The organism is Amycolatopsis sp. QT-25 (assembly GCF_029369745.1).
Classification (GTDB): Bacteria; Actinomycetota; Actinomycetes; order Mycobacteriales; family Pseudonocardiaceae; genus Amycolatopsis.
Genome location: NZ_CP120210.1, coordinates 369,211 through 393,297, shown reverse-complemented (window position 1 = coordinate 393,297; position 24,087 = coordinate 369,211). Strand labels below are relative to the sequence as shown.

Here is a 24,087-nt window from a genome sequence, read left to right as displayed (position 1 = left end):
GATCCGGAGTGGCGACTCAGAGTAATCGGAAATTCTCCGACCTCGGCTTCACCTGGGCGTTCGTCACCGTTCCGGGGGAACGCCCTTCGCACGACCGATACAAAGCGCTGAATCCGCACGTTTGACCACCTACGGTCGGGGGAACCAACCCTCGACGATGGGTAAGTGAACGGGTGGGTCGGGAGGTCAAACCCATGGCCGAAGAGGCGCCGAGCGCGTCACACCAGGAAAAAGGGGAACCGGCGGAGGCACCACCCGAGCAGATCAGAAAAGCCGTCGCCGGAGCGGCGATGGGTAACTGTATCGAGTGGTACGACTTCGGTGTCTTCGGCTTCATGCCCGCCATCCTGGGGCAGGTCTTCTTCAACGCTTCGAGCACTTCCGAAGGCGCGCTGGCGACCTTCGCCGTCCTCGCGCTCACCTTCGTCGTGCGCCCGTTCGGCAGCCTCGTGTTCGGTCCGCTGGGGGACAAGATCGGGCGCCAGAAGGTGCTCGCGCTGACGATCATCCTGATGTCCGGGTCGACGTTCGTCATCGGCCTGTTGCCGTCCTACGCGACGATCGGCCCGGCCGCGGCCATCCTGCTGATCCTGTTGCGCACCATTCAAGGCTTCTCGGCGGGTGGGGAGTACGGCGGCGCGGCGACGTTCATCGCGGAGTACGCGCCTGCCCGGCGCCGGGGGTTCTGGGGCAGCTGGCTCGAGTTCGGCACGCTCGTCGGCTTCGCGATGGGCGCGGGGTTCGTCACCGTCTTCACCGTCGTCCTCGGCGACGAAGCCATGCGGGACTGGGGCTGGCGCCTGCCGTTCCTCATCGCCGGCCCGCTCGGCATCGTCGGTCTCTACCTGCGGAACAAGCTGGAGGACACTCCGCTGTTCCAGGAGATCGAGAAGAAGAACCAGGTCGAGAAGTCGCCGCTGAAGTCGCTGATCAAGAAGCACTGGACGTCGATCCTGCACCTGGTCGGCATCGTGGTGATGCTGAACGTCGCCGACTACATCGTGATCACGTATCTGGAGACCTACCTCAAGGACGTGGTCGGCTTCAGCGGGCACGTGCCGTTGTTGATCATCCTGGCGACCATCGCGTTGATGCTGATCCTGATCGTGCCGATCGGCATCCTGTCCGACCGCATCGGGCGAAAACCGATCCTGATCGCGAGTTGTGCGAGCTTCCTGGTGCTGCCGATCCCGGCGTTCTCCCTGATGGGCGCGGCCGCGGACGACCAGAACGCCTGGCAGCTCATGCTCGGCCTGGTGATGATCGCGGTGCCGCTGGTGCTGATCCTCGCCGTGCTGGCGGCGACGCTGCCGGCGATGTTCCCGACACAGGAGCGCTTCGGTGGCTTCTCCATCGGGTACAGCTTTTCGACCGCGGCGTTCGGCGGCACGGCGTCGTACGTCATCGGCAGCCTGGTGAACTCGACCGGCGACAATCTGTGGCCCGCGTACTACCTGATGGGCGCGGCGGCGATCGCCGCCATCCCGATCCTGCTGCTGCCGGAAACGGCCGGGGTGTCCCTGCGTCGCATCGTGAGTTCGCGGATCGTGCGGCGGCGGAAGCCGGAAACGGTCACTCCCGGCGATCCGTCCGAGCTACCGGCGAGTTAACGTCTGTCCATGAGCCGTATCTCGCAGCCGTGGCCGCCGGTCGAAGTCGAACCGGCGACCGTCCACCCGGAAGCCCCGCGACAGGGCAGCCACCTCGGCATTCACTACGGTGAGTGTTTCGGCTGCGGGGACGAGATCGAGGCCGGGCTCCACCTGCATTCGACGGTGGGCGAAGGAACGACGGTGTACTCGAAGTTCACCGTCACCTCCGCCCATCAGGGAGCACCCGGCCTCGCCCATGGCGGCCTGCTGGCCTGCGCCTTCGACGAGGCGCTCGGCGCGACCGTCGGCAACCTGCTGCGCCGCCCCGCCGTCACCGGGAAACTGGAGACGGACTTCCTCCGGCCCGTCCCGGTCGGTTCGACCCTTTACCTCGCCACGAAACTGGACGGCGTCGCCGGCCGGAAGATCTACGTGAGCGCCGACGGACGGCTCGACGCCGAAGACGGTCCTGTCGCGGTGCGCGCGCGGGCGCTGTTCGTGCGGGTCGAGTTCGAACACTTCAGCACCCACGGGGACCCCGAGGCGCTGCAAAAGCTCGCCGCCGCGCACGAGAAGGCCGAGCGCGCCCGCGAGTGGGACATCAACCCCTGAGCAATTCGTCACCTGCTTGCGGTGATCCGTAAGGCGAACCACCGCAAGCAGGTGACGAATTGCGGGGTTAGGTGAGGGTTCTCGGCCGAATGGCGTTCGCCTTGTCGACCAGCTCGACCCGCTGGTCGACCGTTCCGGCCAAGCGCGCCAACGTCCGGTAGCAGCGCTCGAGCCCGAATCGCAGGTCTCGTTCGTCCAGCGCGCAGCCCAGCACCTTCGCCCCCGGCGTCGGCTGGTTCTGGGCATTGAGCCAGCCGTGCGCCGCTTCGAGGACCTCCGCCGACAAACGCGTGCGGCGTTCGGCGTCGAGCTGCAACCGCTCCAGGCGTGTCGAGGCGTCGACGAGATCCCGCTCGGACACCATCACCGGGTCCTTGCCGCCGCCGTTGATCCTGGTCTTGATCTTGATCGCGGCCACCTGTGCGGCGACGTAATGCGACGAGGACGCCGGAACGGCCTCCAGCACCTCGATCGCGCTGGCCCTGGCGCCCTGCGCGAGGTACACGCGAGCCAGTCCGAAGGCGGCGCTGACGTATGACCGGTCCGTTCGCCACACCAGCTCGTAGTAGCGCGCGGCGCCGAAGTAGTCCCCGACCCCTTCCGCGCTGACGGCCAAGGCCAGCTTCGGCGCGATCTCGCCCGGAAGGTCGTCGTACACCGCTTCGAACGCGACGTGCGCGACGCGGGATCGTCCGCCGGCGAGCTCGATCAGGCCGCGGTACCAGTCGATCCGCCAGTCGTGCGGGAAGCCGGCCTTGATCGCGAGGTACTGCGCGGCCTGCAACTGCCGCTGCGCCTCGACCAGCTCACCGAGCTCGATGCGGGCCCGGACGATGCGCAGCCGGACCTCGATCGACTCACGCGGCGCCCCGGCCAGCGACTCGATGGCGCCCTTGGGGTCGAGCGCGACCGTCGAGGCGAGCACGCCCGCCGCCGGGTCGTCCGTGTCGACCTGCGGGATCGGCAGCCCCGAGACCACCTCGCCGGGATCCGGCAGCGGCACGCTCCCGCCGTGCTCGGGGACGACCATGTCGACGCCGAACGTGCGGGTCTCCGGGCCGAAGACGGTCGATGCGCCCGGGCGCGGTTTCCCGGTGCCCAGCGCCATGATCTCGCGGAGCACACCGGTCAGCTGGTCGGCCATCTCCTCGGCCGCGATGAACCGGCGGTCCGGGTCGGAGTGCGTGGCGCGCTTCAGGAAGCGGTGGTACGAGCCGAAGAGCGCGAACAGCGGGACGGCGTCCGGACCGGGCAGGGTCGTCTTGTACTTGCTGGTGTAGCCGGAGAACTCGAAGCTGAGGACGGCGAGCGTGCGGCCGACCGTGTACAGGTCCGATGCCACCGAAGCGCCGTGGGTCGCCAGTTCGGGCGCGCTGTAGCCGGTGGTGAAGAACAGCGGGCTCTCGTAGTCGTCGACGCGGCGGACCGCGCCGAGGTCGATCAGCTTGAGCTGCTCGTGCGTCTGGATGACGTTGTCGGGCTTGAGGTCGCAGTACAGCAGGTGCTGGCTGTGCAGATAGCCCAGGGCGGGCAGGATCTCGAGCCCGTAGGCGATCACCTGACCGATCGGCAACGGCTCCGGGCGCTTCGTCTCGCGGTGGTGCGCGAGCGCGAGCTGGCGCAGCGACTGACCGCCGACGTACTCCATGACGATGTAACCGACCGAGTTGCCGGTGTCGCCGTCCGGATGCTGCACGAAGTTGTGGATCTTGACGATGTTGGGATGCTCGACCTCGGCGAGGAACCGCTGCTCGTTCGCGGCGGCCGCCATCGCGGTGGCGTCACCGGTGTCGATCAGGCCCTTGAGCACCACCCAGCGGTCGCTGACGTTGTGGTCCTGCGCGAGGTAGATCCAGCCGAGCCCGCCGTACGCGAGGGCGCCGAGCACCTCGTACTGGCCGCCGACGATCTCGTTCGGCCGCAGCTTCGGAACGAAGGAGAACGGGTTTCCGCACTTTTCGCAGTTGCCCTCCGGCGCACCGGGCTCACCGTTCTTGCCGCGGCCGACCTTGGCACTGCAGTTGCCGCAGAAGCGTTTCTCCTCGGACACCATCGGGTTCTCGAGGACCGCGGACGCCGGATCGCGATACGGCACCTGCGGGACGTCGACGAGCCCGGCGCCGAGACGGCCGCGACGCGAGGTGCGGGACGACGTCCGGCGCGCGGTGCCGGGGAACGAACCCGTACCCGTTCCCGTGCCCCGGCTGCCCGATCCGGTGCCGGTGCCGGTGCCCCGGCTTTCGCTGGACCGCTCGGGGAGGACGCTTTCCGTGCCCGGATCCGGCAACGGCCCCGGGCCGTGGTCGACGCGCGGCGTCGGCGGCATGATGCTCTGCGTTTCCGGTGCAGGCGAAGAGAGCACGCTGGTCGGCTGCGGTGCGCCGGCGGGCGCCTGCCACGCCGCGTGGACGACCTGGGTCTGCGGGCTCACCGGGGCCATGTCGCCCGGCGGACGCGTCGGATCCTCGGCGCCGGGGATCGGCCGCTGCCTGCCACGCGGCGGAGTCTGCGGACGCTGGACCGGCGCGTGATAAGTCGTGCGCTCGGCGTCCTTCTCCGGCTCGGGCGGCTGCTTCGGCCGCGACGGCTCGTTGAGGTCGAGCCTGCCGGAAATGGACGGTTCGGGTGTCTCCCAGCGGACCGGCGCCGGCGGCGTCCAGGAGGCGGACTCCGCCTCGCGGTCCGGCGGGGCGTCGTCCGGCGCTGCGTGCCGAGGACGGCGCGGCTCTTCCGACACTGGTACCTCCCGAAATCCCCGCGACCACGTCACCCCAGATCCTAGAGGTGCGCGGACAGGTCGTGCCCGCGCCGGGTCGAACCCGCTACGGTGCGGAAGAGAACCGATTCAGCAGGTGATGAGGGGGAGGGACCGGTGCCTGCGTCATTTTCGATGTCGATGGCCCAGCTCGACGTCGTACTCGAAGAACTCGGGCTCGGCAGATTCGTGCTGCCCTTCGAAATCCCGACCGTCGGAACCACCATCACGGAACGCGAGCGGCACTGCGAAGAGATCTGGGCCGAGCTGGCCGACCGAGGCTTCACCCGCGGCGGCGAACTCCTGCGCGACTACGAACAGGCCCTCCGGCTCTGGGCCACCGGGGACTTCGTCGTCACCCTGGAGGCGCACGAAGTCGAGCAGGACGCCGAATACCTCTACCGGGGCGCTTGGAACAGCAGCCTGGGCGTGGTGAGCCAACAACGCGGCTTCGACATCCTCTTCGAGCCGATCTACCCCGAACAGGTCGTCGCGACCCTGCTCGGTTATCTACCGTCCCTCCAAGCGTTCCCCGGACGGGTGACGACGTCCAGCACTCTCCCGCCGGCCAAACGACCGGACGACCCGTTCGACAAGGATCCGGACAATCTCCGCCTGGGCGCCGCCGGCCGTTTCTTCGAACACCCACTGGTGCGGATGGGCACGATCAGCCTCACCCTGCGCGACGACCGGGGTAAACCACAGCAGAAGAGCGTCCAGTGGTTCGACAGCGTCCAGGGCCGCTTCATGCTCACCACCGACCGCTTCCCCGACGGTGAAGTCCGCCGCACATTCACCCCGACGAGTGGCTCTCACCTGGCCCGATGGCTCCACGACCTGGTCGAAGCCGCCCGGGTCGACAGCGCGTGATCCTCGCCGGAAGGCGGGCTTCGAGGCCGTTCCCGCTGATATCGTGATCTGACGAGCGCTACGAGTAACCGGGACTTGGTACAGGGGAGAGACCATGACTGACGGCACCGGCGGACCGCCGGGCAACTTCTCGGAGATGCTGGGCGACTTTTCGGCGCAGGCCGATCGGATGGTGACCGCGGCCAAGGAGGGGCGGTTCAAGGTCAGCGAAGAGGCCGGGGAGGCCTTGAAGACCGCCATCGACGACTACGTCGATGATTGGACTTTTAACCAACCGGAGTTTCAACGGCTCGCCGAAAAACCAAAGCTAGGGAACAGCCCCTACGCCCAACGAGTCGGCGACCATGCCGTCCTCGTCGCAGACGGTGACGAGTTGTCCGCCAAGACACAGCTGGACGCCTTGCGTGACATTCTCAACCGTGCCAAAGAAGCCATCGAGACCGCAAAAAAGAAGTACCGGGAGCAAGACGCCGTGGGCGCTGACCAGTTCAAGCAACTTCACGAGGACTGACGAGACATTTGATGGTCATCAAGAAATGTTTTATCGCCTTGGCTGCCACGCTGCTTCTCGCGACAACCGGTTGCTCACCCGAGCGCTCGGGTGTGGCGACGCCGGCCCCAAGTGCCTCCATGAATCCGACCTCGTCATCCTCCGCTTCCACCCCTGGGAACGTTTTCGGTGACCTCAAAGCTTGCGACCTCCTCGAACCAACGACGTCCGCAAAGGGCTTTGACCCTCCGGCAGTCGAGCAAGCCGAAAGTGACAACGGCTGTGCGACGCGCAAAAAGCGTTATGGATCCGCACGGCTCTATCTCGTAGCGGAGGCGGGAATCGATCAACTGTCTCCAGGTCAAGGGGCTAAGAAATCAACGAAGATCGGTAGCCGGGATGCTGTCGAGATTCCCGGTGACGCCGGCACTCAGTCCTGCACTGTGGCAATCGCAGTTACGCAGGGTTCCCGCCTGACTGCTTCTACCGGCTTGAACGAGGGTACGAACGAAGAGGCCTGCGCACTCTCCCGGGAAATCGCAGAAGCCGCTGAACCGAAACTGCCTAGAGGCAACTGACTACGGAACGAGAGAGACCATGGTCAACGTCGGGCAAGATGACTTCGACAGCAAATTTTCGGCGATGGGTAACCCCGGCCGGACGTACGAGGCCAAGCGGTATTCCGACACCTACAACGAGGTCAATGCAGGTCCCGGCGGCAACTCTCTTACCGCGAGACTGACTGCCGAACAGCAGGCGGGCCAATACTCCGCAGAGCAAGCCGCATCGCTGGCGCAAGGACAGCAGTTCCGTACTGGTCTCTCGCCGTCGGAACAGCGATACGAGGCCGTCCCACATGGCGATCTCAAGCGGATGGTCACAGAAAATCTCGAACCCGAAGACATCGACCGTAAGGGGGTGCTCTGGAACAACCAGGGCAATTCCCTGAACACCTTCAGCAACGCCGTCCGCGACGCGATCGGCAAAGAAGGCGAGCACTGGCAAGGCGACGGCGCCAAGTCGGTCACCGACTTCTTCACCAACATCAGCAAGTGGGCCGACACCGCGGGCGACGGCGCGTATCTCGCGTCCAACCGCTTTTCCCAGTCGGCGGCCGCGGCCACCACCGCGAAGAACTCCATGCCCGAAGAGGTCCCTTTCGACCGCAACACCGAGTACAAGAACGCCCTCAGCCAGCTCGCGTCGGGAAATTACGCGGGTGCGGTGGACACGGTCAGCAACATTTCGGCCAAGCAGGAGCAGTCGTTCCAGGCGCATCAGCAGGCCGCGCAGGTGATGCACACCTACGACCGGTCACTCTTCGACGTCAATTCCAAGCAGCCCACGTTCGCGCCGCCGCCGGAGATGGGTGATTCGACGACGGCGTCCAAGTTTTCCGGCGGTACCGACGTCAAGGGCTTCAGCGGCGGGCCGGGTTCCGGGCCCACCAGTGGTACTGGGCCGGGGATGCCAGGGCCCGGCGGTGGCGGGCCGAGCGGGCCGACGCCTGGGCCGGGGATCACCACGGGTGGCGGGCACACCGGGGTGTCCGGGCCGAATCAGCCGTTCAGCGGGCCGCCGGGGTCGTTCCGGCCGGGGCCGACGCCGGGGCTGGCCGCGATGAACGGGCCGGGCCCGACCGGTCTCGGGCGGCTGGGCAGCGAGCAGTATCGCGGGAAGCCCGGCCGGACGCCGAGCGGGCCCGGGGGCAGTGCGGCGAGCCGGTTGACCAGTGGCGGGGGTGGCGGCGGCGGATTCGGGCGCAACGGCGGGTCGGGCAATGTCGCCGAGCGGCTCGCGGGTGGCAAGGTTTCGGCCGGTGACGCCGAAAAGCTCGCGGGCAAGGGCGGCGGGTCCGGGGCGGGCAAGCTGCCGGAGGAGCGCGTCACGCGGGGTGGTGCGGCCGCCGCGGGCAAGAGCGGCGTGCCGGGCGCCATGGGGGCGGGCGCTCCCGGTGGCAAGGGGCAGAAGGAAGAGGACAAGGAAAAGAAGGCCCCGAACTACCTGCAGGAAGAGGACGCCGACGTCTTGTTCGGCGGTTACGAAGGTGAGATGAAGCCGGTGCCGCCGGTGATCGGCGACAAGTCCCCCTGATCCGAGGCGGGCCGTTCGGGAGCGATCCCGAACGGCCCGCTTTCACCTGTACACCGGTGCGGGCGGCGTCCCGCCTTCGAGTTTGTTCCCGATCCATTTCGCGTAGATCGACTGCCACGCGCTACCGCGCACGTTCTCCAGCACGGCGTTCACGTACCGCACCATGTCCTCGTTCTCCTTGGGGATACCGATGCCGTAGTTCTCCTCGGTGAACCGGTCCCCCACGATCTTCAGCGTCGGATCCTGCGCGAGCATCCCGGCGAGGATGACGTCGTCGGTCGACACGGCCTCGACCTGTTTCTGCTGCAGCATCACCAGGCAGTCGGACCAGTTGTCCACCGAGACCGGCACCGGCTTCGAGGGATCCGACGCGATCTTCGTCAGCGAGGTCGACGTCTTGGTCGCGCAGACCCGCCGTCCGCCGAGGTCCGAAAGCTGAGCGACCTTCGAGCCGGATTCGACCAGGATCCGTTGTCCCGCCTGGTAATACGCGGTCGAGAAGTTGACCCTCTTCAGCCGGCTGCAGGTGATGCTGTAGGTGCGCACCACGATGTCGACCTGCTTCTTCTCGAGCACTTCTTCGCGCAGTTTCGACGGGATCGCCCGGAACTGCACACGGCCTTCCGCGCTGCCGAAGATGGCCTTCGCGATCTCGTTGACCATGTCGATGTCGAAGCCTTCGAGCTGCCCCGACGTCGGATTGCGGAAACCGAACAGGAACGTCGTCTGGTCGACGCCGGCCACGAGTTTGCCGTTCTCCTTGATCTTCGCCATCGTCGAGCCGCTGGTGATCGACGTGCCGTTGGCCGGCCGCAGGCTGGCCAACGGGTTGCAGCTCGTGTCGGTCGTCCCGCCACCGCCGGCGTCGGCGCCGCCGACGTTCGCGGGCAACGGCGGGGCGACGTCGCCGACGGGTGCCGGGTCGACCGGCGCCCCCGCGCTGCCGCAAGCCGTCGCCAGCACGAGGACCGCGCCGAGCACGGCCCCTCGCAGACCGTTCCGCATCACCGGTACTCCCTCAGCCGTTCACGGATCCCCAACGCCGACCCCGCCGCCGCGAGCAACGCCAGCACCGCGATCCCCGGCGGGAGCAGGGTCAGCGCACGTTCGGCGCCGCGGGTGTCGTCGAGGAATTCCTGTCGTCCCACGTTGATCGCGGCGACCAGGTTCTCGTCGAGCCGCAGGAAAGCCCCGGCCGCGCCGTCCTTCTTGTCGTCGCGGATGGCCGTGCCGACGGCGTCCTGGTAGAAGCCGTCGTCGTCCTGGCGCCGCACCTCGGCGTGCGCCTTGAACCACGCCGACGCCGCTTGGATCGCCGCGTCCACCTTCTCGGCGGCCGCGCCACCCGCCGCGAGGCCGCGTGCCTCGCCCAGCAGGCCGCCTTGGCCGTCGGTGCCGCCGAGTTGCGCGGCGAGGTCGCCGAAGTCCTTTTCGTACGCCGCGCCGTCACCGCGGGCGACCAGTGTCAGCGTTTCGTCGGCTCGTGCCTGCAGCGCCGCGATGCGGGCGCGGACGAGCACGTCCACCTGGTGCGAGCCGTCTTCCTCGCCGCTGCCGACGAGGCTGCCCTGCACGATCAGCGCCACCGCGCCCCACAGCAGGGCGACCACCACCGACGCGGTCGCGACGACGAGACCGACGTTCAGCAACCGGTTGGTCTTCCGCGTCAGATGCACCTGCGTGACGATCAGCGCGGCGAGCAAGGCGAGCACCAAAGCCGTTGCCAGCCAAGGGAATCCGGTCGCGTCGTCCTGTTCGGCGGCGAGCCGGTCGGTGTCGATGCGGTACAGGTCCTGTGCGGCGGGAAGGAGTTTCGCCCGCATCAGCTCGGATGCCTCACGCAGATACGAGGCGCCGACGGGATAACCCTGCCGGTTGTAGACACGCGCGGTTTCGATCAGTCCTGTGTAGACGGGGATCTCGCGGCCGAGTGTGTTGATCTGCTCGGCGGCTTTGCCGACGCCGGAGGAGTCCGATGCCGCCTTCGCCAGCGCCGCACCGGCTTCCGCGATGTCGCGTTCGTACCGCTGGCGCATCGGGAGCGGCTCGGTGCCGATCGAGAGGAACGAACTGGCCGCTGTCGCGTCGGCGTCGGAAAGCGCGCGGTAGACCTGCTGCGCGGCGGCGGCCAGCGGTTCGCGGTGGTCGATCAGGCCGTTGATCGTGTCCTTCTTGCCCTGCGCGGCCAGTGTGCCGAACAGTCCCGCGACCAGCGACAGCAGCACGAGCCCGATCGCGATCACCGACAGCCTGCCCGGCGTGGTCGACGCGGACCGGATGATCGCGCGGATCCCGTTCCCCGGCAGTTCGAGCAGCCCGGCGATCCCGCTGCGGCCCTCCGGCGCGGGGGGCGGCGCGGGGCTCCCCGGCGGCCCCGGCCGGGTCACAGTGCTCGTCATCGCCGATCCTCCCCATTGGTTCTACCCGCAAAGAAGGTATCCGAGTCCGGATCTGCGCAGCCAGTGACACCGGCGTGTGTCATCTGCACGTGATCTCCGGGCAGGGTCGAAGGCCTTTTTCCGGGGCCGTACCCCATCGCTTTCGCACGATTCAGGCGCGGACGGCGGGCGCGACGGAATACGGAAGGACCTCGCCGTCGGCGGGCCGCTCGACGAGGACCTCGACGTCGTCCGCGAACCGGTACGGCCTGCCCAGCAGGATCCCGCCGAAGTGCCGCCGCATCCTGGACATCTCGGCGCGGACGGTGACGGTGCGGCCCGCGTCGCCGAACAGGTCGCGCGACAGTTCCGACGCCGACCTCCCCTCGCGATGACGCACGAGGACGTACAGCATCTCCGCGTGCCGCGGGCTCAGCCGATGCGACCACGTGCTCGCCGCGCCCGAGACGCGCAGTGTGCTCTCCCGCGCCGACCGCAGATCGAGCACGACCCGCGTCGGCGGCTCGTCCTCCTTTTCGGCGAGCCGGACGAGCCACCCTCCCGGCAGCGGCTCCAGCAGGCAGTTCCCGTAGGTGGGCAACCAGGTCCGGCCCGCGGTCGCGTCGGTCGGCAGCGCGATCCGGCCGATCGGGGCGAGTCCGGTCGAAGCCGCGATCCAGCCATGCGGATCGGCGATCACCGCCCTGCCCTTCACCTGGGTGAGCAGGGGTGACGCCAGCCCGCGCAGCCTTTCGAGTTCGGAGAGATGGGTGGTGCGCAACTGCGCTTCGGCGAGTTTCGCGACCGCGTCGACCAGCGCGAGGGTGGTCGGGTGCACGGTGGAGGCCGGGCCGGAGAGGTCGACGACGCCGAGCAGCTTGCCGTCCCGCGGATCGTGCAGTGGCGCCGCGGCACAGGTCCAGTCGTGCTGGTTACGGACGTAGTGCTCGGCCGAGTAGACCTGCACCGGATGCCTGGTGACCAGCGCGGTGCCGATGGCGTTGGTGCCGGCGGAGTTCTCGCGCCAGTCGACGCCTTCGACGAACCCGAGCCCGTCGGCGCGGCGGCGGACCGCGGTGCTGCCGTCGCGCCAGAGGACGCGGCCGTCGGCGTCGACGACGGCCATGATGTGCGCGGCCTGTTCGGCGAGACTGATGAGGCCGCCACGCAGTGCGGGCAGGACGGCGGCGAGGCCACTCTCGCGGCGGCGGGCTTCCAGCTGGTCCGGGGCGAGCGCGGGAACCGGCGAGCCGCGATCCGGATTCAGGCCGAGACGGCGCATACGCTGCCAAGACGCGCCGATGACCGCGCGTGGATGGCTCGGGAGCGCACGCCCCGCGAGAGCTGCTTCGTGCACCTTGGCGAGGGCGCGCGCGTGTCGGCGCGGATCCGCGCCGACCGGCAAAGCCGCCTCCAGCCGCACCTTGCCCACTCCTTTGGTCCGTTTCGACCAGTGTGCCCGGCGGCTCCGGCATGCGAAAGGCTTCTGTGACCTGGGCGGGCTCACCCGGTGAACGGGGCGTCCACCAGGTGGGTCGCGGGAAAGGACCCGGTCGGCTTCCGGCCGAGAAGCAGGCCGGTCCTGGTGGCCTCGGCCATCACGGCGCGGACGTCGACGCACCACGGGCCATCGGGCTTCAGCTCGACGAAAGCGCTCTCTCCCGGCTTCAGCACGAAGTGCGGCTGCCCGTCGAGCGCGATGGAGCCACCGCCGGCGGCGAGATCGACGCGGACCCCGGCGTGCAGCACGCTCCAGCCCCGGACGCCCACCGCGCGGACCTCGCCGGGCGCGATCGGTGCCTGCACGACGTACGGCGTCTCGTCGACCGGCCCGAGGGAGACCGCGACCCCGTCCACAGTGGACTTGGGGCTGGGGCACAGCCGTCCGGGAATGCTCGACAACCCGACCCCGTCCGGGACGGCGAACGTGCAGTACAGCTCGGTCAGCGCCGCGGGGTCCCACCGGCTCTCCGAGCACACGCTGACGTCGGTCAGCGCGATCTCGCGGCGGGCCTTCGTCACCACCTCGAGCACGGTCGCGCGGTTCGTGACCAGGTCCGTGTCCACCTGATGGGTGGCCAGCAACCCGGCGGCGAGCCCGGCGACGGTGGACTCGTCGGTGCTCCCGGCGGGCAGCATGAGCAGCGGGACGTCACCGCAGGCAGCCGCGGCGGCCCGCATCATGCCCTCGTTGCCCAGGCAGATGAGCACGCTCGCCCCCGCGTCCACCATCCGGCGGACGGTGCCGATGATCTTCCCCGCCTCGGTCCACACCATCACGCGGCCGACCCCGGCCACTCTCAGTGCCGAACGCAGACTCTGGATGTCACGCTCCGAAGCGGGGTTCGCCACGATCCCCGCAACCGCTTCGCCCACATGTCCTCCGCTGCCGCGCCAAGTCCCTACAAGGAAACGACGTCGAGGCCGCGAAAGGAAGAGTTGCACGAGGTTGCATCACAACGCCACCTCCGCGGACGAAGGTGACCAGCAACGCGAGTTCGAGAATCAGCAGGATTCGTTCGGCCAATCCGCTCACCGCACGGGCGTCGACCAGGAAAGTCGCCACGAAGACCACGAGCGCGGCCAAGGCGGCGTAGGACAACCGCCGGGCCTCGCCGAGAACCAGTCCTGCCAGCGGCAACGCGGTGAAAGCGGCGAGCGCGGCATACCGGTGGATCGCGCCGTGCCAGGTCAGCGGCTGGTCCATCGGCTCCTGCGGAAACACCGCGAGCACGCACAGTCCCACGCCGGACAAGGCGACGAGCCTGGCCGCCCGCACCGCCCCGGACAGCCGGACGCCGCCCGCGATGGTCAGCGCGCCGAAGCCGGTGGCCAGCATGGCGACCCCGACGAGCCGTGCGCCCTGGCCGACGTGGACGTACTCGCTGAAGGTGGTGGCAAGTGGATCGACCGTGCCGGCGTGGACGATCTCGACGTAGACCGCGATGACCAGTCCCGCGGCCAGCCAGGCGAGCGCGGACAGCCTGATCAGCGCTTTGATGTCGTTCATGAGACGAGCCTGACCGCGCGCCACCGTCCGGCACAGCCCGCCCGGGCGAGCAGTCCGTGTCCCCTCGTGGGGGACTCGCGGTGTCCCCCACGAGGTGATGTGCCCGGTCCGCGGCGTCGTTAGCGTCGAGCCATGGACTCCTACGGCGGTTCCCTGCGATGGGCGCTCCTCACCGGACGCGACGCCGATCTGGAACCGCCTTCGGCCTGGTGGCACGTTCCGGTCTGGATCAAATCCGTCCTCGCCGCAGTCATGCTCGCGGTGCTGCTGGGCTTGACCTACGGCACGTGGGCGCGGTACCTCGGCGGCGGCAGTGTGCCGCTGATCTTCTTCCTGCTGATCCTGCAGATCGTGCCGCCCTTGCTGGTCGTCAAACTCCCGTTGACCGCCGTCCGGGTGGCGGCGGCGGGGATGCTCAGCGCGATCGTCGCGGTCCTCTTCCCCGCCGACTACGCACTCTTCGGCCGGACGGGGTCGGACTGGCCGTTGCAGGTCCAGGTCCTGCCGTATCTCCCGGTGCTCGCGATGACACTCGCCCGCACGAAACCCGGGCAGGGCCGGGGCATCTCGGTCATCGCCGTGACGCTGGCCGTCGGGGTCGGCATCGCGCAGCTACCTCGCGCGGGTGCGAAGACCCTGGTGTGGTCGTTGATCGTGGTGGCCGCGACCATCGTGGCGGGATACGGGATGCAGCAACGCCGTCGGGCGCTGAAGCAGGCCGACGCGGCCGAGCGCACGACGGTCGAGGAGCGGGCGAAGCGGGCTTCGTTGCAGGAGCGTGCGTTGATCGCCAGGGAACTGCACGACATCATCGGTCATCACCTTTCGCTGATCGCGCTGCGGACCGACAGTGCGCGCTACCGCGTCCCGGACGTGTCCGAGGCCGCGGAGGAGGAGTTCCGCGCCATCGGGGTCGCGGCAAGGGAAGCGCTCGACGAGGCCCGGCGGCTGGTCGGCGTGCTGCGTGACACCGAGGCCGAGCCGGAGCACGAGCCGCAGCCGGGGCTCGCGGAGGTGCCGTCGCTGATCGAAGGCTGCCGGGCCTCCGGGATCGAGATCCGTGCGGACATCTCCGGCGGGGACGACATTCCCGCCCTGGTCGGACTGGCGGCGTACCGGATCCTTCAGGAGGCGTTGAGCAACGCGGCACGGCACAGCCCGGGAGCACGAGTGGCCGTCGAGGTGCGGCGGAAACCCGGCGGGCTCGAGATTCTCGTCGGAAACGGGCCGCCCACCCGCCCTGCCGGGCCGGGTTCGAGCGACGGCACCGGCCTCGCCGGGATCGCCGAACGCGTTACGCTGATCGGCGGTTCATACGAGGCCGGGCCGCGGGCCGACGGCGGCTTCCGCGTGGCCGTCGAGCTGGATCTCCCGGGGGTGGACGACGCGTGACGACCCTGTTCGTCGTCGACGACCAGGCCTTGGTGCGGGAGAGCTTCGCCGGCCTGCTGAACGCGCAACCGGGTCTGGACGTGGTGGGCCAAGCAGGTGACGGGATCGCGGCGCTCGCGGGCCTCGCCGCCTTGGGCACGCCGCCGGACGTCGTCCTGATGGACATCCGGATGCCGGTGATGGACGGTCTCGAAGCGACCAGGCGACTGCTCGAAGGCGACGGCGAGAAGCCGAAAGTGCTCGTCCTGACGACGTTCCACCTGGACGACTACGTCTACGAGGCGTTGCGGGCGGGCGCGAGCGGGTTCCTGTTGAAGGACGCGCCATCGGCCGAACTGATCAACGCCATCGAAGTGGTCGCCGCCGGGGACGCCCTGCTCTCCCCCGCGGTCACGAAGCGGCTCATCGCGAACTTCGTGGCGAGCGCGCCGGTGCCGCGGCCGTCCCCGGCGAGGTTCGACGTGCTCACCGAACGCGAGCGGGAAGTGCTGCGGTTGATCGCGAAAGGACGGTCCAATCCGGAGATCGCCACGGATCTGGTGCTTTCGGCGCAGACCGTCAAGACCTATGTGGGCCGGATCTTGGCGAAGCTGGGGTTACGGGACCGGGCGCAGGCGATCGTGCTCGCCTACGAAGCGGGACTCGTCTCCCCCACCTGACGCGTCACCAGGAAAGCGCCGGAGGAACAGCGCCGAAGGCGCCCGCCCGAAACGTCCTTCACGACGCGACCGGGGACGCCCCGGAAAAGCAGCAGGGCCGCCTTCCCGAAGGAAGACGGCCCTGCTGGAAAAACCTGGATCAGATCACGGTGACCGAGGTGGCCTGCGGACCCTTCGCGCCCTGCCCGATCTCGAACTCCACTCGGGCGTTCTCCTCGAGGGTACGGAAGCCGTTGCCCTTGATCTCGCTGTAGTGCACGAAGACGTCGCCGCCGCCGTTGTCGGGAGTGATGAAGCCGAACCCCTTCTCGGAGTTGAACCACTTCACAGTGCCCTGAGTCATAAAATCTCCATATGCAACACAAACAAACAGGAAGCCACGTCGGCAGCCCGGGTCATGACCAGACGGTTTGCTTCCCCGGAAACACGAGGAGACACTACGCCCGCTGAGTTCTGCGAGCGTGAACCAGCACGAACACAAAAAACGAGACCTGAATCAGTAAAGCACAACGCACGCAGGCGGACAAGGTTCCGCACCCGGGGTGTGCTGGGCCGCACTAGGCCGCATGGTGCCCTCGGACAACGCTACCCTCGCGGCCCCGCGCCGCACCGCCCGGGTCTCGCCGGCTATTCCCCGCTCGCCGCACGCAGCGGTGCCTCGGCGCCGAACGGTGAACGGCGCAACGCCTCCCGGTTCGTGGCCACGACGGCGATGTCGTGGGTCTCCGCGTCCGCGCTGAACTGCACCGGCACCACGCCGGAAACGGACCTGTCCTGTGGCTTCGTCTCGTCAGCCATGTTTTCTCCCAGTGTCAACACAACGCTCGTAGTACGACGTTCTGTACTGCGTGCCAACAACTCCACCAATACTCGCTCCGGTCCATATCGGACTCGCGGTGTTGCGGCGATTGTGCCACGGCCGACCGACAAAATCCGATCTCCGCGACCGGAACCCGGCCGAGTCGTCACCGCCTTCCCACCCTTTGGAGCAGGTGAAGGCCACCCGACAAGGGTTTCTGTGTATCCCCTGAGAAAAAGTCCACCCGGTCATCGGGGCGGCAACCGCTACTGGCCGCCCTGCGGTGGCCTGGCGGCGCCCAGCAGGCTCGTCAGCCGGATGTCCGGGGTCACCACGTCCGGATCCGTCCTGATGTCGATGACGCACGGCCGTTGCCGGACCAGCGCGCTCGCGATGATCGGCTCGAGTTCCTCACGGTCGTCCACGGTGTACCCGGCGGCGCCGAGACCGCGTGCCCAGGACGCGAAATCGGTGACGGGGACGGTGACCCCGGTGAGCCGTCCGTGTTTGCGTGCCTGGTGCACCGCGAGCGGGCCGTGCAGACCGTTCTGGAACACCAGGACGGTCACCGGCACCCGGTAGCGGACGGCGGTCTCGATCTCCTGCCCGGTCATCAGCGCGCCGCCGTCGCCCACCATCGCGATCACCGTCCGGCGTGGCTCGGCGAGTTTCGCCGCCACCGCCGCCGGAACGGCGTAGCCCATGGCCGCGTTGCTCGGCCCGAGCTGGCTGCGCGGCGCGGTGAAACACCAGTAGCGGTGCATGAACTGGGCGAAGTTGCCCGCGTCGCTGGTCACGATCGCGTCTTCGGGCGCGAGTTTGCGCACCGCGCGGATGACGTCGGCGGGGTGGACGCGGGTGGCGCCGCTGGTGTCGGGGGGCGTCATGAAGGTGTGCACGGCGGCGTTCGCGGCCGACGCGCGCCGCTGCCGGGGCGAGGCGACGGTGCGCAGTTCGCGCAGGAAGGGCTCGACCTCGGCGTCGACGCGGAAGGTCAAGCCGCCGCGGCGGGCGGGCTCGATCCCGGTGCCGACCAGCACCAACGTCTGCGATGGCGTCGGGTAGCGGAAGGACTGCGTGGTGACCTCGTCGAGCTGCGTGCCCAGCGCGAGCACGAGGTCGGCGCGTTCGAGGGCGTCGAGTTGCCGCGCGGGGATGCCGATGCCGAGGTGGCCGGCGTAGCGCGCGTGGTTCTCGGGGAAGGCGTCCTGACGGCGGAACGCGTTGTACACCGGGAGCGCGAGTTCGTCGGCGACGGCGATCAGCTCGTCGCGTGCCGCGCGAGCCCGGCCGCCGACGATCACCACCGGGTAGCGGGCCTCGTCGACCAGCTGCGCGACCGCCTCGGCGGTCCGGCCGAGGGCGCCGGTGGCGGGCGGGCGCACGGAGGCGACCGGTTTGGCCGAATCGAACGGGACACCCCAGAAGTCGGCCGGGACGGCGACGACGGTGGGCCCCGGCCGCCCTTCGCGGCAGCGGTTCAGCGCCTCGACCAGCAGGCCGGGCACCTCGTCCGGGGAGTCCGCGCGGCCGGTCCACTTGGCGAGGGGTTCGAGCATCGCGGTGAGGTCGGCGGTGGGCAGCTCGCTCGTCGGACCGGGCGCCGACGGCGGGTTCTCCAGGAGGACGACCATCGGGCTCTCGTCCTGGTACGCCGTGGTCACGCCGATCGCGAGGTTCGCCGCGCTCGGGCCGCGGCCGGCGAGCAGCACCGCCGGATGTTCGGTGAGCTTGCCTTCGGCCTCGGCCATGAACGCCGCGCCGGAGTCGTGCCTCGCCGAGACGAAGGTGATCGACCGCTCGCGTTGCAGCGCGTCGAGCAGATCCAGGAAGGACTCACCCGCCACCGCGTACACGCGGTGGATCTGCGCCTCGGTCAGGATCCTCACGGCCGTCTGGGCGACGGACGCTCCCGGTTGGTATCTAATGAGAAGAGCTTAGGCGGGCGGTGATCGGTGCCGTCAAGCGATCTTCCGATTCCGGCAACCCCGGAGCGGCGGAAAGCACGAAATTCGGAACGTGTTCAAGCAAGGGAGCACGAAAACGTGACCTCAGCCACCGCTGGACGTGAAACTGTTTTCACCTATGGCGCACCGGCCTTGAAGTACGGCGCCGGGTCGAGCGATGAGATCGGCTACGACCTCACCCGGTACGGCGCCCGCCGGGTGCTCGTCCTGACCGACGCGGGCGTCGCCGCGACGGGCTGGCCGCAACGGATCGCCGAAGGCATCGAGACCTATGGCATCGAAGCCGTCGTCTTCGACGGCGTGCACGTCGAGCCCACCGACGTCAGCATGCGCGAGGCCGTCGACTTCGCCCGCGGCCAGGGCGAGTGGGACGCCTTCGTCGCCGTCGGCGGCGGGTCGGCCATCGACACCGCGAAGGCGGTGAACCTGTTGACCAGCAACGACGGCGACCTGATGGACTACGTCAACGCCCCGGTCGGCGGCGGCCGCGCGCCTGCTTCTGCGCTGAAACCGCTGGTCGCCGTGCCCACGACCACCGGGACCGGCTCGGAGAGCACCACCGTCTGCGTACTGGACGTGTCGTCACTGCGGGCGAAGAGCGGTATCAGCCACCTCCGGCTGCGGCCGAGCCTCGCCGTGGTCGACCCGAGGCTGACGGTCTCGCAGCCGCCCGAGGTGACCGCCGCGAGCGGGATGGACATCCTCTGCCACGCCGCGGAAAGCTTCACGGCCAAGCCGTACACCGAGTTCGACCGGAAGCGCCCGGAGGACCGGGTTCCGTACTGCGGCTCGAATCCGTTGGCCGACATGTTCGCCGAGCAGTCCCTGCGGCTGCTGTCGTGGGCGCTGCCCGCGGCCGTGCGGGACGGCTCCGACCTGAAGGCACGCGAAGCGATGGCGCTCGCGGCGACCTTCGCCGGCCTCGGGTTCGGCAACGCCGGGGTGCACATCCCGCACGCCAACGCGTATCCGCTCGCCGGACAGGTCCGGGAGTTCCATCCGCCCGGGTATCCCGGCGACGAAGCGATGGTGCCGCACGGGATGGCCGTCTCGCTGACGGCGCCGGCGGCGTTCCGGTTCACCTTCGACGCCGCCCCGGACCGGCACCTGCGGGTGGCGCGGCTGCTCGCGCCGGACTTCACGTGGCCGGGCGATCCGCGGGACCACCTGCCCTCGGTGCTGGGGCGGATCATGCGGGAGATCGGGATCCCCAACGGGATCGGCGCCGTCGGCTACACCGAGTCCGATGTGGACGCACTGGTGTCCGGCACGGTGAAACAACAACGGTTGCTGGCCACGGCGCCGCGCGAGGCGTCGGAAGCGGATCTCGCCGTCATCCTGCGGGAGTCGGTGACGCTGTGGTGAACGACGAGTATCCGCACTGGCAGACGGTTCCGTTGCGGTGGAAGGACAACGACGTCTACGGGCACGTCAACAACGTCGTCCACTATTCGGTGATGGACACCGTGATCAACACCTGGTTGATCGAACGCGGCGGTCTCGACATCGAGATCGGTGGTGTCATCGGGTTGTGCGTGGAGTCGCAGTGCAAGTACCACGCTTCGGTGTCGTTCCCCGGCGAGCTCGAAGTCGGTCTGCGGGTCGGGCATCTCGGCCGGTCCAGCGTCCGCTACGAGGTCGGGATGTACTCGAAGGAGACGGTGATCGCGGAGGGGCACTTCGTGCACGTCTTCGTCGATCGCGAGTCCCGGCGCCCGGTCCCCGTCGACGGTCTACTCAGGAGCGCGCTGGAGGAACTGGGCACTGGGCCGGGGTAGCCGCGGCGCCCACGCGTGCATGAGCTGGGCGTAGCGCGTGGACCGGTCCATGAGTTCGAGATGGGTGCCCAGCGCGGTTTCCCTGCCGTCCATCACCAGGACCCGGTCCGCGCGCAACGCCGACGTCAGCCGGTGCGCGATCACCACCAGCACCCCGCCCCGCTCGGCGAACGCCCGTTCCGCGCGGGCTTCGGCGGGCGGGTCGAGGTGCGACGTCGCCTCGTCGAGGACCACGACGCCCGCGTCGCTCGCGTATACCCGCGCGAGCGCGATCAGCTGCGCCTCACCGGCGGACAGCATTCCGTGCCCGATCTCGCCGTCGAGTCCGCCCAGCCGCGTCACCAGCGGTTCCGCGCCGACGGCCGCCACCGCCGCGGACAGCTCCGCGTCCGTCGCGGTCTGCGCGAACAGGCCGACGTTGTCCCGCACGGTCCCGGCGAAGACGTAGGCCTCCTGCGGGATCAACGCGACCATCCGGTGCCGCAGCGCGGCCGGGATCTCCCGGACCGGTGCCCCGCCGAGCAGCACCCGGCCCGACTGCGGTTCGAGCATCCCGGTCAGGAGCCCGGCCAGGGTCGACTTGCCGATCCCGCTCGGCCCCACCACCGCGAGCCGCTCTCCGGGCCGCAGGTGCAGGTCGAGGCCGCGCACCACCGGTTGGGCCGCCGCTCCCCAGCCGAAGGTCAGGTCGCGCACGGAGATCGCGGTGCCCTCGGGTTCGGCCGTGCCGTCGGGTTCCGGTTCGGCCTGCGCGGTCTCCGCCAGCCGCCGCAGCGCGACGATCAGCCGCAGCACCACGGTGCTCGCCGTCGCGGCCAGCCCGCGCAGCGCCGGCTGCATCGTCGTCGCCAGGTAGACGAGCGCGCCGAGCGCGGCGCCGGCGGTGAGCGTGCCGTCCTCGACCATGCCCGGCGCCACCAGCAACGCCAGGAGCAGCGGCACGAAACCGCCGGTCGCGATCACCACCGTCCTGGCCGCCCCGGACCGCGCCACCCGCACGGCCGCCTCGGCCTGCGTGCCGACGGCGTCGTAGAGCTCGCGCGCGGCGAGCGGTTCCGCGCCGCAGGCGACGACGTCACGCATGCCCGACAGCGACGCACCCGCGACCTCGGCGGTCCGCTCGTCGGCCAGTGCCAGCGCGCGCTGACGGCGGGCCAGCGACGGGAGCAGGCAGGCGAACACCCCGACCGCGACCACCACCGGGATCGAGACGATCAGCGCGAGCGAACCGGCGACGGTGAACAGCCCGGCCAGCGCCGCCACCGTCGTCACGATCATTCCCCGCGCCTGCACCAGGAGCCCGGCCGTGGCGTCGCGGACCACTTCGACGTGCTGGGTGATGCGGGCGACGCCACTGGCGTCCGGCTGGTTCCGCGGCGGCGAGGGATCGTGCAGGACCCCGCGTACGACGGCGGTCACCAGCGCGTCGCGCAACGGCTCCACGACCTTGCCGAGCTGATGCCACACCAGCCGCGAACCGAACGCCCCGATCACGGCGACCAGCCCGAAGACCGCGAGCCAACGCAGTCCGGTGCCTGGCCGATCCGCGGCAAACCCCTCGTCGACCGCGAGTTCGACCAGGCGACCGGACAAGAACGCGGGCGCGCTTTCCAGTACGGAGCACGCCAGCAGGACCAGGCCGCCTTTCCACTGCCCGGCCAGCGCCGAGCGGTAGAGCCCCCAGACGCTCATTGGGTGCCCTCGGTGAAAACCGCCCGGTACGCCGGATCCCGCCACAGCTCGTCATGCGTGCCGACCGCGCGGATCCGGCCGTCTTCCAGCCACACCACCGCGTCCGCCCGTGACGCGGTGGCCGCGCGATGCGTCACCACCACCCGCGTCCGGCCGGGCAGGGTGCGCTCGATCGACTCCTCCACGGCGGCTTCGGTGACCGTGTCGAGACTGGCCGTGGCGTCGTCGAGGACGAGCACCCTCGGCGCGTGCGCGATCGCGCGCGCCAGGCCGATCCGCTGGGCTTCCCCGCCGGAAAGCGGCGTCTCGGAAAGCGGTGTCCGGTATCCGTCCGGCAGCCGGACGATGAGGTCGTGCACCTGGGCGGACCGGCAGGCACCGCGCACGGCGGCCTCCCCGGCCCACGAGCCGTAGCCGACGGCGTCACCGATGGTCGCGCCCAGCAGCGCGGGCCGTTCGAAGGCGAACCCGACGACCGCGCGGAGTTCCCGCGGCCGCAGCCGCTCCAGCGGACGGCCGTCCAGCGTCGCCGTCCCCTCGTCCGGGGGCAGCAGCCCGCCGAGGACGTTGACCAGCACGGACTTCCCCGCACCGGAGCGCCCGACGACCGCGGTGAACCGGCCGCCCCGGACGACCAGGTCGACGTTCCGCAACGCGCCTTCGACCGTGACACCGCGCAGTTCGAGCGTGCCCTCCCCGACCACGACACCGAGGTCGCCCGGTTCGGGGACCGGCGCGTCGAGCACCTCGTCGATCCGCCGCGCACACGACCGCGCACGGGAAAGCGTGGTGAGCAAAGGGATCTGGGTGATCAGGCCCATGCCGAGCGCGACGTAGCCGAGCGCCGCGAGCACCTGCCCGACGGACAGCCTGCCCGCCAGCACACCGAAACCGGCGGCGGCGAGCACCGCGAGTTCCGCCGCCGGTAACAGCAGACCGGATCGCCACACCATCCTGGCCTGAGTGCGCCACATCCCGCGGCCGGCGAGGCTCAGTCTCGGCAGCGGCCGCAGCACTCGTTCGGCCTCGCGGTCGGCGGTGCCCGACGCGGCGATCGTGCGGAGCCCCGCGACCGCGTCGACCATTCTCGCCGCCAGTTCGCCGGAAACCTCTTGATAGGTGAGGACGTCGTCGGCGGTGTTCTTCAGATGGGTGCGCGCGAGCATCAGGCCGAAGGGGATGCTGCCAAGGAAGACGAGCGCGAGCCGCCAGTCCATCAGCGCGAGCAGGACGAGGGCCCCGCCGGAGATCAGGGTGGTCGAGCCGAGCTGGACGACGACCGAGGCGATCATGCCCGCCCCGGTGCAGTCACCGGTGAGCCTGCTGATCGCGTCGCCGTCGGCGAAGGTCGATCTGGTGCCGAGGGCGAGGTAACCGTCGGTGAGCTTGCGGCGCATCCAGGCCGTCGCGGACGAGGTCATCCGCGCGGTGAGGATCCCGCCGATGAGGCCGACGGCGATCTCGGTGACGCCGAGGACGACGAGCCAGGAGACTTCGGGAAGGCTGGGGCGGCCCGCCACCACGGCGTCGACCGCCGCCGCCAGCGCGCCGGGCAGGAGCAGTCCCGCCGCCGTCCCGGCGAGCGCGCTGAGGATCAGCGCGATCAGGCGGGGGCGATCGAGGAGGGTCACGGTGACCAGCAGGCGATCGGCGGAACCCGCCATCCCACTCCTTCGTCCTCGAGCCGGCGGAGAGGGCTCACGTCCCATTTCTTGATCCGTGATCCCAACGAGATGAACCGGAAGGCAAAATGAAGGCGCGGGAGCGGCGCACTTGGCCTGTGCCGCTCCCGCACCCTCAGTGATCAGTCAGCGCTCAGTGGCAGGTCAGCAGGCTGACCGTGCTGTTGGCGCAGGAGGCCAGCAGGCTGAGGTTGCTCGCGCCGCCGTGGCTGCCACCGCCGCCACCCTCGAGCACCTCGGGGGTTTCCAGGGCCTGCAGGTCGAGAACCAGTTCCATGATCTGTTCCCTTTCGTTGATTTTCCACTTCCGCCGATCG

The 24,087-nt window shown here is 69.4% G+C and carries 22 protein-coding genes; 10 read left to right on the top strand and 12 right to left on the bottom strand.

All coding sequences use genetic code 11. The features are described 5' to 3' along the window. Window positions 1–194: 194 nt before the first annotated feature. Together P3102_RS01920 and P3102_RS01915 are read left to right on the top strand one after the other, a co-directional pair. Window positions 195–1,610, top strand: coding sequence for an MFS transporter (locus P3102_RS01920; protein ID WP_276366032.1), 1,416 nt, complete (start codon window positions 195–197; stop codon window positions 1,608–1,610). Between the two features lie 9 nt (window positions 1,611–1,619). Continuing rightward, window positions 1,620–2,204, top strand: a complete 585-nt coding sequence (locus P3102_RS01915) for a PaaI family thioesterase (protein WP_276366031.1) — start codon at window positions 1,620–1,622, stop codon at window positions 2,202–2,204. Between the two features lie 67 nt (window positions 2,205–2,271). Here the strand turns inward: P3102_RS01915 and P3102_RS01910 are convergent, their stop codons facing one another. Beyond that, window positions 2,272–4,941 (bottom strand): tetratricopeptide repeat protein, encoded by a 2,670-nt coding sequence (locus tag P3102_RS01910; protein ID WP_276366029.1) that lies wholly within the window; start codon window positions 4,939–4,941, stop codon window positions 2,272–2,274. Window positions 4,942–5,076: 135 nt separating this feature from the next. Here P3102_RS01910 and P3102_RS01905 point away from each other — a divergent pair, with 135 nt between their 5' ends. From P3102_RS01905 to P3102_RS01890, 4 genes are all read left to right on the top strand, one after another. Continuing rightward, entirely contained in the window at window positions 5,077–5,829 is a 753-nt protein-coding gene (locus P3102_RS01905) for an ESX secretion-associated protein EspG (protein ID WP_276366027.1), read from the top strand. A 94-nt stretch (window positions 5,830–5,923) separates the two neighbouring features. Further along, the gene (locus tag P3102_RS01900) at window positions 5,924–6,340 is read left to right on the top strand and encodes a hypothetical protein (RefSeq protein ID WP_276366025.1); all 417 of its coding nucleotides are present in this window, start codon (window positions 5,924–5,926) and stop codon (window positions 6,338–6,340) included. An 11-nt stretch (window positions 6,341–6,351) separates the two neighbouring features. Beyond that, on the top strand, window positions 6,352–6,897 hold the full coding sequence (locus P3102_RS01895) for a DUF3558 family protein (protein WP_276366023.1): 546 nt from the start codon (window positions 6,352–6,354) through the stop codon (window positions 6,895–6,897). Between the two features lie 64 nt (window positions 6,898–6,961). After that, entirely contained in the window at window positions 6,962–8,413 is a 1,452-nt protein-coding gene (locus P3102_RS01890) for a hypothetical protein (protein WP_276366021.1), read from the top strand. A gap of 42 nt (window positions 8,414–8,455) precedes the next feature. On the opposite strand, the gene P3102_RS01885 is transcribed toward P3102_RS01890, so the two are convergent. From P3102_RS01885 to P3102_RS01865, 5 genes are all read right to left on the bottom strand, one after another. Next, on the bottom strand, window positions 8,456–9,418 hold the full coding sequence (locus tag P3102_RS01885) for a glutamate ABC transporter substrate-binding protein (protein WP_276366020.1): 963 nt from the start codon (window positions 9,416–9,418) through the stop codon (window positions 8,456–8,458). After that, the gene (locus P3102_RS01880) at window positions 9,418–10,812 is read right to left on the bottom strand and encodes a hypothetical protein (RefSeq protein WP_276366018.1); all 1,395 of its coding nucleotides are present in this window, start codon (window positions 10,810–10,812) and stop codon (window positions 9,418–9,420) included. The genes P3102_RS01885 and P3102_RS01880 overlap by 1 nt, the downstream gene beginning before the upstream one ends. Before the next feature lie 151 nt (window positions 10,813–10,963). Then, window positions 10,964–12,223 (bottom strand): GAF domain-containing protein, encoded by a 1,260-nt coding sequence (locus tag P3102_RS01875; protein ID WP_276366017.1) that lies wholly within the window; start codon window positions 12,221–12,223, stop codon window positions 10,964–10,966. Between the two features lie 71 nt (window positions 12,224–12,294). Then, window positions 12,295–13,167 (bottom strand): ATP-NAD kinase, encoded by an 873-nt coding sequence (locus P3102_RS01870; RefSeq protein WP_276366015.1) that lies wholly within the window; start codon window positions 13,165–13,167, stop codon window positions 12,295–12,297. Further along, on the bottom strand, window positions 13,118–13,801 hold the full coding sequence (locus P3102_RS01865; RefSeq protein ID WP_276366014.1) for a DUF998 domain-containing protein: 684 nt from the start codon (window positions 13,799–13,801) through the stop codon (window positions 13,118–13,120). The genes P3102_RS01870 and P3102_RS01865 overlap by 50 nt, the downstream gene beginning before the upstream one ends. A 132-nt stretch (window positions 13,802–13,933) precedes the next feature. Between P3102_RS01865 and P3102_RS01860 the strand changes: the two genes are divergently transcribed. Both P3102_RS01860 and P3102_RS01855 read left to right on the top strand, forming a co-directional pair. Then, the gene (locus P3102_RS01860; RefSeq protein ID WP_276366012.1) at window positions 13,934–15,193 is read left to right on the top strand and encodes a histidine kinase; all 1,260 of its coding nucleotides are present in this window, start codon (window positions 13,934–13,936) and stop codon (window positions 15,191–15,193) included. Next, a complete protein-coding gene (locus tag P3102_RS01855; RefSeq protein WP_276366010.1) occupies window positions 15,190–15,852 on the top strand; it encodes a response regulator transcription factor in 663 nt (220 codons plus the stop codon). Before P3102_RS01860 ends, P3102_RS01855 begins: the two co-directional genes overlap by 4 nt. Before the next feature lie 139 nt (window positions 15,853–15,991). Here P3102_RS01855 and P3102_RS01850 read toward each other — a convergent pair whose 3' ends face one another. The 3 genes from P3102_RS01850 to P3102_RS01840 all read right to left on the bottom strand — a co-directional run bounded on the left by P3102_RS01850 (window position 15,992) and on the right by P3102_RS01840 (window position 18,579). After that, the gene (locus P3102_RS01850) at window positions 15,992–16,195 is read right to left on the bottom strand and encodes a cold-shock protein (RefSeq protein ID WP_005163378.1); all 204 of its coding nucleotides are present in this window, start codon (window positions 16,193–16,195) and stop codon (window positions 15,992–15,994) included. A 284-nt stretch (window positions 16,196–16,479) separates the two neighbouring features. Further along, window positions 16,480–16,650: a hypothetical protein gene (locus P3102_RS01845; RefSeq protein WP_276366008.1), complete on the bottom strand. Its 171-nt coding sequence runs from the start codon at window positions 16,648–16,650 to the stop codon at window positions 16,480–16,482. A 267-nt stretch (window positions 16,651–16,917) separates the two neighbouring features. Next, window positions 16,918–18,579 (bottom strand): thiamine pyrophosphate-dependent enzyme, encoded by a 1,662-nt coding sequence (locus tag P3102_RS01840; protein ID WP_276371587.1) that lies wholly within the window; start codon window positions 18,577–18,579, stop codon window positions 16,918–16,920. 171 nt (window positions 18,580–18,750) lie between these two features. On the opposite strand from P3102_RS01840, the gene P3102_RS01835 reads away from it, so the two are divergent. Continuing rightward, the gene (locus P3102_RS01835) at window positions 18,751–19,983 is read left to right on the top strand and encodes a hydroxyacid-oxoacid transhydrogenase (protein WP_276366006.1); all 1,233 of its coding nucleotides are present in this window, start codon (window positions 18,751–18,753) and stop codon (window positions 19,981–19,983) included. Beyond that, window positions 19,977–20,396, top strand: a complete 420-nt coding sequence (locus P3102_RS01830) for a thioesterase family protein (RefSeq protein WP_276366004.1) — start codon at window positions 19,977–19,979, stop codon at window positions 20,394–20,396. The genes P3102_RS01835 and P3102_RS01830 overlap by 7 nt, the downstream gene beginning before the upstream one ends. On the opposite strand, the gene P3102_RS01825 is transcribed toward P3102_RS01830, so the two are convergent. The 3 genes from P3102_RS01825 to P3102_RS01815 all read right to left on the bottom strand — a co-directional run bounded on the left by P3102_RS01825 (window position 20,352) and on the right by P3102_RS01815 (window position 24,047). Next, window positions 20,352–22,088, bottom strand: coding sequence for an ABC transporter ATP-binding protein (locus tag P3102_RS01825; protein ID WP_276366003.1), 1,737 nt, complete (start codon window positions 22,086–22,088; stop codon window positions 20,352–20,354). The two genes, P3102_RS01830 and P3102_RS01825, sit on opposite strands and share 45 nt — an antisense overlap. Further along, window positions 22,085–23,752, bottom strand: coding sequence for an ABC transporter ATP-binding protein (locus P3102_RS01820; protein WP_276366001.1), 1,668 nt, complete (start codon window positions 23,750–23,752; stop codon window positions 22,085–22,087). The genes P3102_RS01825 and P3102_RS01820 overlap by 4 nt, the downstream gene beginning before the upstream one ends. Window positions 23,753–23,903: 151 nt before the next feature. After that, window positions 23,904–24,047, bottom strand: coding sequence for a SapB/AmfS family lanthipeptide (locus P3102_RS01815; protein WP_091598068.1), 144 nt, complete (start codon window positions 24,045–24,047; stop codon window positions 23,904–23,906). Between the last annotated feature and the right edge of the window lie 40 nt (window positions 24,048–24,087).